This window comes from Streptomyces atroolivaceus (genome assembly GCF_000717025.1).
Classification (GTDB): Bacteria; Actinomycetota; Actinomycetes; order Streptomycetales; family Streptomycetaceae; genus Streptomyces; species Streptomyces atroolivaceus.
The window spans coordinates 17421-27727 of sequence record NZ_JNXG01000030.1; the positions used below are offsets into that span (position 1 = coordinate 17421).

11 protein-coding genes are annotated in these 10307 nt (G+C 69.5%); 5 read left to right on the top strand and 6 right to left on the bottom strand.

Annotation, left to right across the window (positions count from 1 at the left end; translation table 11 throughout):
- Positions 1–220 precede the first annotated feature (220 nt).
- From OO67_RS39200 to OO67_RS34680, 4 genes are all read right to left on the bottom strand, one after another.
- Positions 221–376, bottom strand: a complete 156-nt coding sequence (locus OO67_RS39200; protein WP_167748692.1) for a hypothetical protein — start codon at positions 374–376, stop codon at positions 221–223.
- A gap of 371 nt (positions 377–747) precedes the next feature.
- A complete protein-coding gene (locus tag OO67_RS34670; RefSeq protein ID WP_033305822.1) occupies positions 748–1983 on the bottom strand; it encodes an epoxide hydrolase family protein in 1236 nt (411 codons plus the stop codon).
- Positions 1984–1993: 10 nt separating this feature from the next.
- Positions 1994–2758, bottom strand: coding sequence for a response regulator (locus OO67_RS34675; protein WP_244300474.1), 765 nt, complete (start codon positions 2756–2758; stop codon positions 1994–1996).
- Positions 2755–3870, bottom strand: a complete 1116-nt coding sequence (locus OO67_RS34680) for a sensor histidine kinase (protein WP_244300476.1) — start codon at positions 3868–3870, stop codon at positions 2755–2757. The genes OO67_RS34675 and OO67_RS34680 overlap by 4 nt, the downstream gene beginning before the upstream one ends.
- A gap of 180 nt (positions 3871–4050) precedes the next feature.
- Here OO67_RS34680 and OO67_RS34685 point away from each other — a divergent pair, with 180 nt between their 5' ends.
- The 3 genes from OO67_RS34685 (at position 4051) to OO67_RS34690 (ending at position 5939) form a co-directional block, all read left to right on the top strand.
- Complete coding sequence (locus OO67_RS34685) at positions 4051–4692, top strand: hypothetical protein (protein ID WP_033305824.1); 642 nt, start codon at positions 4051–4053, stop codon at positions 4690–4692.
- A gap of 107 nt (positions 4693–4799) precedes the next feature.
- Entirely contained in the window at positions 4800–5018 is a 219-nt protein-coding gene (locus OO67_RS38855; protein ID WP_157841780.1) for a hypothetical protein, read from the top strand.
- 243 nt (positions 5019–5261) lie between these two features.
- Entirely contained in the window at positions 5262–5939 is a 678-nt protein-coding gene (locus tag OO67_RS34690) for a 2-phosphosulfolactate phosphatase (RefSeq protein WP_033305825.1), read from the top strand.
- Between the two features lie 336 nt (positions 5940–6275).
- On the opposite strand, the gene OO67_RS34695 is transcribed toward OO67_RS34690, so the two are convergent.
- A complete protein-coding gene (locus OO67_RS34695; protein ID WP_033305826.1) occupies positions 6276–7139 on the bottom strand; it encodes an NAD(P)-dependent oxidoreductase in 864 nt (287 codons plus the stop codon).
- A gap of 68 nt (positions 7140–7207) precedes the next feature.
- Here OO67_RS34695 and OO67_RS34700 point away from each other — a divergent pair, with 68 nt between their 5' ends.
- Both OO67_RS34700 and OO67_RS34705 read left to right on the top strand, forming a co-directional pair.
- Complete coding sequence (locus OO67_RS34700; protein WP_033305832.1) at positions 7208–7570, top strand: MerR family transcriptional regulator; 363 nt, start codon at positions 7208–7210, stop codon at positions 7568–7570.
- A gap of 368 nt (positions 7571–7938) precedes the next feature.
- Positions 7939–8673, top strand: a complete 735-nt coding sequence (locus OO67_RS34705; protein ID WP_033305827.1) for a hypothetical protein — start codon at positions 7939–7941, stop codon at positions 8671–8673.
- A gap of 266 nt (positions 8674–8939) precedes the next feature.
- Here the strand turns inward: OO67_RS34705 and OO67_RS34710 are convergent, their stop codons facing one another.
- The gene (locus OO67_RS34710) at positions 8940–10142 is read right to left on the bottom strand and encodes a hypothetical protein (RefSeq protein ID WP_051710245.1); all 1203 of its coding nucleotides are present in this window, start codon (positions 10140–10142) and stop codon (positions 8940–8942) included.
- Between the last annotated feature and the right edge of the window lie 165 nt (positions 10143–10307).

A 10307-nucleotide genomic window follows, 5' to 3' on the forward strand; every position in this document is an offset into this window, starting at 1 on the left:
GACTCTCTCTTCAGTCGTTGGTTACCAGCGGCACCAGCGACCTCGCCCACCACGGCTTGCCGGCGGTCCGATGACGAAATAGTGCAGTCGCACATCCCGGCCTTTCAGACCTGCCGCCGGCACAGCCGGCCCTGCCCCACATCCGCTTGCACCGACACTCCACCCGGTGGGCCATCCAGGAGATCCACCTGGTCGAGCGGTGGTCCGCCGAGGCATGGGACTAGAAGTAGTGCTTACGCCCGCCGACCTTACGCCCGCTTGCCCCAAGGATCCACAGGACGGCACCCACCACGACGAGCACACTACCGATGGTCGTCAGCAACGAAATGCCGACAAGCAAGCCGATGACGAGCAGAATGGCACCGAGCAGGATCATGACTATTCCCATCATCGAGTTTCGTAGGCGCGTGCCCGAATCCGCTTCGCAGCGGACTCATGGCACCCGACAGGTACAACTGGACAACTTCACACCGACAGCGACAAGGTCACTGCCGCGCTCATCCTGGTGCCCCGCGTCGTCGGGTTCATGCACACCTCTAGGTCACAACCGGATCCAAAAGATTCACAGCGCTGTTTCACAGAACCTGCCGGCACCGGAACGTGCAGCAGCGGTGCACCTCCGCTCGCGCTCAGAGGAGGCCTACGACCGGCTCGGCAGACAGCGCGACGGGCGGAGCAGGCCGGTCGGCCGATGCACAAGCCGGACAACGCACGCCCGATCCGTCGCCGGACGACCCGCAGGGTCGGTCAGGGCCTGCGGCCCCGGAAGGTGCGGCGCAGGTCGCCGACCCAGGCGTCGGGGTTCTCCCAGGGAATGAAGTGGCCGCCGTGGTCATGGGCGTTGACGTTGACGTGGTTGAACCAATCGCCCTGCGGGCCGGTCTTGAACGCCCGGACGCGCTCGGCGGCGGTGTGGATGCCGGGCGGGTTCTCGTACGTGACGAAGGTGAGGCCGACCGGGGCCTGCACGACCGGGGTACGGTCGTGGGCGGGGACCCAGGGGTAACGGTTGGCGTTGTCGTAGTAACGCATCGACGTGGCGATGGAGTTGTTCACCCAGTAGATCGTGGCGTGAGTCAGCAGGTCGTCCTTGGTGAACACGGACTCGACATCGCCTCCGTTGTCGCTCCAGGCGTTCCAGCGCTCGAGCAGCCAGGCGAGGAGTCCGGCGGGTGAGTCGCTCAGCCCGTGGGCGAGGGTGGCGCCGTCGAGCACGTGCACGGCGAGGTGGGACGCCGAGCGGTTGTCCAGCTCGATGATGCGGGCGCGAATGTCAGCGGGCTGGTCGTCGGTGAGGGGCCTGTTCCGGGCGAAGTCCCAGGCACGAGGGCCGGTGAAGAAGTCGAGCGGCAGACCTGAGCCGATGTGGATCCCGTACAGCTCGTCGGCGTACTTGTGGCCGAGCTGGCTGGAGACGATCCCGCCGATGTCGCAGCCCCCGGCGGCGTACTTCTCGTATCCCAGGGTCTCGGTCATCAGGGTGTGCCAGAGGTCGGAGACCTTCCAGAAGTTGACGTCCGCAAAGCCGGTGAGCGGGCCGGGGAAACCGAAGCCGGGCAGTGACGGCACTATGACGTCGAACGCGTCGGCGGGGTCACCGCCGAACGCGGCCGGGTCGGCGAGCGGGTCGATCACCTTCGACCAGTGCCAGAAGGTCCACGGCCAGCCGTGGGTGAGGATCAACGGGATCGGACGCGGGCCGCGGCCGGGCTTGCGCATGAAGTGCACCGGGACACCGGCCACGTTCACCTGGTAGTGCTCGTAGGCGTTGATGGCGGTCTCGGCAGTACGCCAGTCGTAGCCGTCCCGCCAGTGAGCGACAAGCTCACGGAGATAGCTGTCCGGGACGCCGTAGGACCAGTCCCCGTTCCCCTCGTCCAGCGGAGGACGAGTCGATGTGAGACGGACGCGCAGGTCGTCGAGGACCTCGTCGGGCACACGGATCGGGGTCGGCTCCAGTGGGAAGGCATGCGAGGTGATCATGGCGTGGTCCTTATTGAGCAGGGGAAGGGTTGTCGTCGGCCTGATGGGCGCTTGGGCGGCGATCCGGGCCGTTCAGGAACGAGAAACTGCGTCCTGCTCTGCGTCCTGCTCCCGTGACAGGGCCGCCGGCCAGGCCGTTTTCCCAGGCCCAGACGGCGATGCCCACACGGTTGCGGGCCTTCAGCTTCGCCTGGACGTTCGCGAGGTGGGTCTTGGCGGTGCCCGGCGAGATGAAGAGCCTTTCGCCGATCTGGGCATTGGTGAGGCCCTGGGCGACCAGGCGGGCGATCTCCTGCTCCCTCGCGGTGAGAGGCGACGGGGCGGTGGGTGGGGCAGGGGCGAGTGTCCGGAGCAGGCGCACCGTGATCTGAGGGCTGATGAGGATGTCACCGGCCATCGCCGCTCTGACGCCCTCTATCAGCAGTCCGGGGCCCGAGCGCTTGAGCAGGAACCCGCAGGCGCCGTCGCGCAGTGCCGTGCGTACGTAATCGTCGTGGTCGAAGGTGGTGACGACAAGGACTCGCATCGGTTCGGGCACGTCGGGACCGGCGAGGCGGCGGGTGAGTTCGAGGCCGTCCAGGCCCGGCATGCGGATGTCGGCGAGGATCAGGTCCGGGCTCAGGGTGCGGGCGAGGTGAAGTGCGGTGAGGCCGTCCGCAGCCTCGCCGGCCACCGTCATGTCGGGCTGGGAGCCGAGGATCAGGCGGAAGCCGCTGCGGACGTCTTCCTGGTCGTCGGCGATGAGGATGCGGGTCGGTGTGGAGGACTTCGTCACGCTGTCTCCTGAGGGAGCGCGGCCGGCAAGACAGCGGCGAGCTGCCATCCTCCGTTGCCGTGCGGGCCGGCCGTAAGGGCTCCGTCGAGGGCCTGCACGCGCTCGGTGAGGCCGGAAAGGCCGAGGCCGCCCCGGAAAGCGGGGCGACGGGCCGGGGTGTGGTGGGCGCCGCGGTCGTTGGTGACCCGGATCTCGACGGTGCTGGCCGTTGAGGTGAGTGCGACGGTGGCGCGGGTGGCTTGGGGAGCATGTCGGCGGATGTTGGTCAGTCCCTCGACGACTATGCGGTACGCGGCGGCGCCTGCTTCGCGCGAGAGCGACTCCTCGGCGTGGGACGACATGTCCAGATGCGCCTCCGTGGCCCCAGCGGAAGTAAAGGTTTCCACGAGGGAGGGTATGTGGGACACCCCGGGAAGCGGCTCGGCGACGGCAGGCCCCTCCGGTCCGTGCAGCATCTGCACGGACCGGTCCATCGCTGCCAGGGCGCTCAGGCCCGCCTTCTCGATGCGCTCGAGGGCGAGCACGGACTGGGAGGGATCGGTGGCGGCCACGAAGCGGGCCGCCTGCGCCTGAACGACGATTCCGCTGATGTCATGGGCGACGAAGTCGTGCAGGTCACGTGACAGCTGCTGGCGTTGGGCGCTGCGCGCCTCCGCCACAGCACGCCGGCGGCGGTGTTCCTGTCGGCGGGGGTAGGCGCCGGCGGTCACGGCGGCGACTACGGGAAGCAGCCAGAACGTGGCGATCCCCATGGCTTCCAGGAAGGACTCGCCTGTAACCAGTGGTACGGGCCAGAGGCTCACCGCGAGTGCGGTCAGCGGGAGGGCCGCCGCAAGTTCGCGTGGAGGTGACCACCGGGTGACCGCGACCAGGAGAAGCAGGAGGACGAGGGTCTCCGCAAGCTTCCAGCCGGAACCGAGTCCGGCCCCTGGTACGGCGAAGCTCGTGATCAGGGAGAGGGCCGCGCATCCTGTGACCGGGCGGGCGAGACGGCCGCGCCGCCGGCGGACTTCGACACGGGGACAGACAAGGGCCCACACCAGGATGCCTGCGGCCGCGAGGGACGGCGCAACGCCAAGCCCCATGACGGCGGTACCGCTTGATTCCCACATGGCGATCAGCGTACGGGCGGGCGCTTCGACGGTGCTCTCTGCCGAACGGCAGAGAAGCGCTGGAGGGCGGAGCTGTTTCAGGGCCGATCGGCGGATGGGACCGCTGTGGGCGCCGGGGTGAAGCTTGGGCCGTTCCACCGACAGGACGGACCAACCCCGCCCGCATCAAAGGAGTTCACCATGCGCAACACCGCAATCGGCGCGACGGCAGCCATCGCCGTCCTCGCCGGGCTGCTCGCGGCCGGGCCCGCCCCCGCAGCCCCGGTTCCGTCCGCCGGGAAGGAACCGGCCAGGACCGCGAGCGTGCATGGAAAGGCACGCATCTCCTACGTCGAGTCGATCGACCACGACATCCGCTTCGCCGTCCATGCCGAACAGATGCCGTTCACCCGGCCGTTGCCTCCTCAGCTGCCTCATGGTCTGCCCACGGACGCCCGGGGCACGCTGAAGATCTCCCACACCGTCCCTGGCGGAGCCACGGGGTGGGCGGAGGCCAAGGTGGACTGCCTGGTCACCAGCGGGCGGACGGCAACCCTGACCGCAGTCGTGACGAAGTCGCACGATGACGAGAACGGCGCCCGGCTGGGCATCAGCGTCCAGCAGGGCGCCGAGGGCGAGCCGGACCGGCTCGGCTTCTCCTGGGGGGTGGTGAACGTCGCCCCCGAGCACGTCGATGAGGACGGCTTGCTCATGACACCGCAGGTCGGTACCTGTATGGCCCCTGCACCGTTCACGACCGTGATCAAGGGGGGCTTCAAGGTCGTCCACGCCGAGATCACGAAGACTGTCGCGCCGCCGGAAGCGGCTGGCCACCGTGGATGACACCCTTACCGCCGCAGCGGCCGCACCGCAGGCCTCCCTCTCGCTGCGCCCGGCGGCGCATGCCGTCGCACTGAACCCGGCGCCGTCAGGGCTGTGGCGTAGCGCCGTTGCCCTGGGCTGGAACTCCGGATTCACCGAAGTTCACCGAACAGGGCCTTCGCCCGGAAGACCTCCCCGGTGAAGGGACCCGCTATCTGATCGGAAGCAGCCTGTTCGCCGGGGCGGTCGGACTGCTCACCTTGGTCCTGGTCCACCAAGGGGCGGGCAACTCCCGTACTGTGTACCGGTCCTGGGCGGTCGCAGGGTTCCCGTACGGGCTGCGGTGATCCCGGCCTCTCTCGGGGTGGCGGGGACGCCGACTCCCGCTGCGGGCAGGCCGCGGACCATGCGCGTGAGCCCGACTCTGCCCGCGCTGAGCTGGGCTACCTCATGGTCGGCGCTGTACGCGTGAGGCAACACCCTGTCCTCCACGTGAGTGCCCGAGAGGAAGCCGTCCAGCAGATCCCGAGTCGCCCGACGCTCGGCAAGGTGTCTTGTGGATCGCTTCGAGCGGCTGCGATCATCCCGGAATGAATTCGCGAGCAGTCGGCATACCCGAGGTGGACGGCACCGAACAGGTGGCCGTTGTGGTCGATGTGATGCGGGCGTTCACCACCGCCGCATGGGCGTTCCACCGCGGAGCAAGCAAGATCGTTCTCGCTGCCGACACGGACGAGGCACTGGCGGTCAAGGCGCGTCATCCGCGCTGGCTCGCGCTCAAGGACGGAGCGGCGGTCAGTGGGTTCGACCTGGTCAACTCCCCTGGCCTGATCCAGGAGGCCGACTTGTCCGGCCGAACCGTGATTCAGAAGACCACTGCGGGAACGGTCGGGGCCCTGGCGGTCGTCGAGGCGCAATTGGTGCTGTGCGCCAGTTTCGTCGTGGCAGGCGCGACGGTCCGGGCCCTGGCGGACGCCGGCGCCCATCCGGTGACGTTCGTGATCACCGGTGAGGACGGCCGAGCCGCCGAGGATCTTGCGTGCGCCGAGTACTTGGACCGGCTCCTGGCCGGGGATCATCTCGACCCCGGCCCCTATCTGCACCGCGCCCGCACCTCCCCAGCCGCGGACGACCTGCGCGACGGGCGCCGGCGCGGTGCTCACCCCGCCGATGTGGAATTGTGTGCGCAGTTGGACCGGTTCGACTTCGCCATGAAGGTCGGGATCGAGGAGGGGCTGGCCGTGCTGAGGCCGTTCCGGACCCCGTGAGAATGGTCCTTGACGAAGTCGGTGATCCGTCGGGTGCTGCAGCGCCGCTTGCGCAGCGGGAACCGGCCCTTGAGCGCGGCCACGTCCTGCTCGCCCACGGCGCGGACCTCAAGCCGCATGGTGGACCGAACGGCGCGGCGTCGGAGCGAGGTGCGGCCTCAGCTCCTCAAGCTGCCATGTGGATGACCCAGCTGCCGCGTCGCTCAGCAGGAGCCATGCACCGCCGTCCGACCACCACCCTGTGGCGGCCGGGTGGGTGACTCGACCGCCACCGCACGGCTCACAGCTCACGGCTCATGGCTCACGGCTCACGGCTCACGGCTCACGGCTCACGGCTCACGGCTTGCGGAACTGCTCCATCAGCGCCACGTAACCGCTGCCGCCATGGCCCGCGTTCGCTGCTCGCTCGGCCAAAGCCTTGACGAGCCTGGGCAGTTCGGTGTTGACGCCGAGCGACTCGCTCTCCTCGACCACGTGTGCCATCGCCGCCAGGTGGGTGTCGATGGTGCCGTCGTCGGCCGGGTAGGAGCCGTTGTCGGCCTGCCGCGCGTAGTCCGGCAGCCAGCCGGCCACCGTGTCGATCGCCCTCCTCGCGATGGAGAGGTACGCCGTGGCGGACACACCGGCCGTGCCGACGATCGCGGCGCCGTTGAGGAAGCCGTCGAGCATGCCCCACATGAGGACGAGCGTGGCCATCTCGTGCGTGGCCGCCAGTCCCGGGTCATCACCGAGGTGGAGGCCCGTGCCGAGGCCGCGCAGCGTGGACTCGTGAGCGTCGTACAGCGGTCGCGGCCCGCTGTAGGCGAGCACGGCATCGGCCGTGCCTATGGCCTCCGGGACGGCCATGACCCCGCCGTCGAGGTAGCTGCCACCGCGTCGCACCACCTCCTCCGCGAGTGCTCTGGCGCGCGAGGGCGTGCCCGACGTCAGGTTCACCACGACACGACCGTCGAGCGCTCCGTCGAGGATGGCGGTCACGGCGTCGTAGTCCGACACGCAGACCACCACGAGCGGGGCGGCCGCGATCGCGGCCGCCGGGGACTCGGCGAGCGTCGCGCCTCTGGCAACGAGGTCGTCGGCCTTGGTCGTCGTGCGGTTCCACACGGTCGTCTGGTGTCCCGCACGCAGGAACGCCCCGGCGAGGGCGCTGCCCATCAGTCCGAGACCGAGAACCGCTACAGGTGTGCCGGTGTGCATCATGTGCTCCTTGTTCGATCGGTGGCACAATCGTCAACGTTGACACCGGTATGAAGGTCAAGGGGGATCGCGTGCTGATCGGGGAGCTGGGCCGGCGGACCGGGGTGAATCCGCATCAACTGCGGTACTACGAGGCGCAGGGTCTGCTGGTGCCCGACCGCGGCGGCAACGGCTACCGCGAGTACGGCGACGACGCCGTGCTGACCGTGGCCCAGATCAGGAAACTGCTGGACGCCGGGCTGTCGACCCAGGAGATCCGGTACCTCCAACCATGCGTCAGCGGAGCGGGCCCCGCCCTTGAGCCCTGCCCGGAGACCCTTGACCTGCTGCGGGCCCGCATCGTCGAGCTGGACGAGCAGATCGACACGCTCGTCCGGTCCCGCCAGACGCTGCGGGAGTACCAGACGGCCACGGAACGGCGGCTGGCCAACTGACCACGCCCGGAACGCGCGGAGTTCCGTGCGCCACCGACAAGGGCCAGGCAGTTGCACGGCCTCCGGGCCGCACCCTTCCCCGCGTGCGGGTGCGTGATCTCCTCCCCGCCCCGGCGACTTCGAGCCGTACTGCCCCCCGTTCCGTGGCCCCTTCGGCGACGATCGGCCCGCCACCACGGGCGACCGTCCGCGGGATCGCCCACCCCCGGATGGGATCGAGATCGAGAGGTACACCTGCAGCCGGACCGCACGGGTGCACTCATGTGTGCGCCCCCGTCCGGTCGCCGCGCCGGCTGCGTACGATCGTCCGTACCGGTCGGAGCACTCGGGCGGTTGTCCGCCGCGCGCGGCGCTGGAAAGGTGGACGCATGCGCCGACTGCTGCTGATCGCACCGCTGTTGCTGTTCACCGCCGGCTGCGGGGTGGTGCAGTCCTCCGAGGACGAGGCGACGGACAGCGCACGGGAGGTGGCCGCAGAGGCGGGCGAGCGGCTCTACAGCCAGCGTCCACGCACCGCGGAGGAGGTCGGACGCTCCGCGTCCGGTATCGACGGGGTCGAGGTACTGCGGGTGACGGGTACCTCGACACACGAAGGGGACGGCATCGACGTGGTCGTCCGCGCGTCCGGTTCGGCGTACGACGGATGGCTCGACCGTGAGGAGGTCGCCGTGCGGCGCTGTTTCGCGGTAAAGGTGTCGCCCAAGTCGGAGTGGCGTGAGGACCCCCGTGACATGGACTGCCCGGATGGCCCTCCGCTGACCTTCGCCCCACTACCTGAACCACCCCGTCTGCCGTACGAGGAGCTCCGCGCGAAACTCCCCCGGGTGCCGGAGGGCGGCCGGGTGGACGAGGCCGAGGTGCGCCGTGGGCTCGCCGCCCTGGATCTGGATCCGGCGATCCGTACCGAGGTGAAGTCGGACGGCGGACGGGTCGGCGTTCTCCTGTCGGTGAAGGGCAACGGCTTCGACGCGCAGGACTGCCTTCTCGCCCACGTGGGCCCCGGCACCACCGAGGTGTGGGTGCCGCCGCGGATCCAGCGGATGCCCGGGGAGGGCGGCTGCACCGTCGCCGGCGCCCTTGACCCGCTACCGCCACCGCACTAGACGGGGAGCCTGACTCGCTCGGGTCACAGCCCCGCGCGGCCATCCCGTCCGGCAGTTCGTGCGCGTCCGGACGCGGCTGCGCACCGATCGTCCCGGGCACCTTCAGCAGTCCCCCGCAGCCGTCCCCCCGTCTGCCGATCGCACGGCTTGGGCCCACGCGGCGTATCCCGCGCCGACGCCGTCACCCAGGCGCCCCGCCGAGCTCTCCGGTCCGCCGGCGCACTCGCTCCCTGCGAGCGGTGCCAGAACTGTGGTCGGGGGTCGCCTCACTGTGTCTCGACGTAGCACGTGACCACCGGATCGGCGCCGACGCCCCATCTCGTCTCATCAGGCCAGGTGTACCGGAATTGGCCCTTCTCCACTCCCTCTCCGGTCCAGCCAGCGGGCGCCGACCTGTACCCGTCCCGGCATGCCTCGACGGCCATCCGCTTCGCCTCCTTGTAGCCCGGGTACGCGGCGTCGAACCGTGCGTGGGCGAAGACTCGGACGTCGTGGGGCTGGGCGCAGGGCACGGACACCATCATGTCGAGAGTGCGGGTGCCCGTCGTGAGATCGGCGCACCCGCCCTTCTTCACCTCGCCGACCGCCACCACGGATTCCTTGGCCTCGAGTGTCCGTTCCGAGGCCGTCGGCATGACCGGTGCGGAAGCCCCGAAACCACCCACCTTCAGGACGGCACGCAATCCGGTCATCTCGTCCAGAGTGCTGTCCTTCTTGTCGAGCAGGCCCGAGAGATCCGCCTCCGCCCCTGTGATGCGCCCCCTGGCGTCCACGGACATGCCGAGCGACACGGGCGTCGCCGTACCGTTCGGGTCGATGTCGGCGGTGAGTTCGGAGCCCAGGTCCTTGGGGAACAGGCGCAGGGCGTTGAACACCGTGAGCTGCGCCCGGTAGGTGCGACCGCCCTTCTCCGCCGGCGAATGCTTCACCTTCTGGGCTCCGCTGAGAACCTCCAGGAGTGTGCCGCCGAACGCGGACTCGGATCCCCGCAGCGCGTCGACCGCGGCGCCGGTTCCGAATGCGTCCGAGGATCCTTCGTACCGCAGCCAGTAGCCGGCCTCTCCCGCGCGCAGGCGGATGGTGTCCGGCTCGACCGCCACCTCGGTGTGCGCGGGGGCACGGCCCGCCCCCAGGCGGACGCCCATCAGCGTGTCCTTGGCCTCCTCCGGCAGATCCTCGGCCGGCGCCCAGTCGATCGAGCCCGCGGCCCTGCCGCCGGGGAAGTCGAGCCGTCCCGAGGTCGTCTGTACCGTGTCGCCCGACGTCGAGGTGAAGGTCAGGGTCTGGGTGAAGCTCGCGGTACGCGCGGCCTGGGTCGTCAGCAGCGCCTGGCGGGGCTGCTGCTCGACCGGCACGTCGAAGACCGGGTGGGCGGGCTTGTCGTCCGCCCCACCGCCGGCGCAGGCGGTGAGCAGCAGACTGGCCGAGGCAGCGACGGCACACAAGGGAAGGAGGTGGCTTCTGATCACGTCGGTTCGACCGTGGAATCATATGATGGGTTGCCCTCACGCCGGTAACGGAAGGGTCACCCTTACTAGGCACTGTTTCTCGGATCATGTTCTGAGCCAGATGACGAGTGCTGCGAGCGTGACGGTACCGAGGTAGATGTAGGCGCGTTTCTCGTAGCGGGTGGC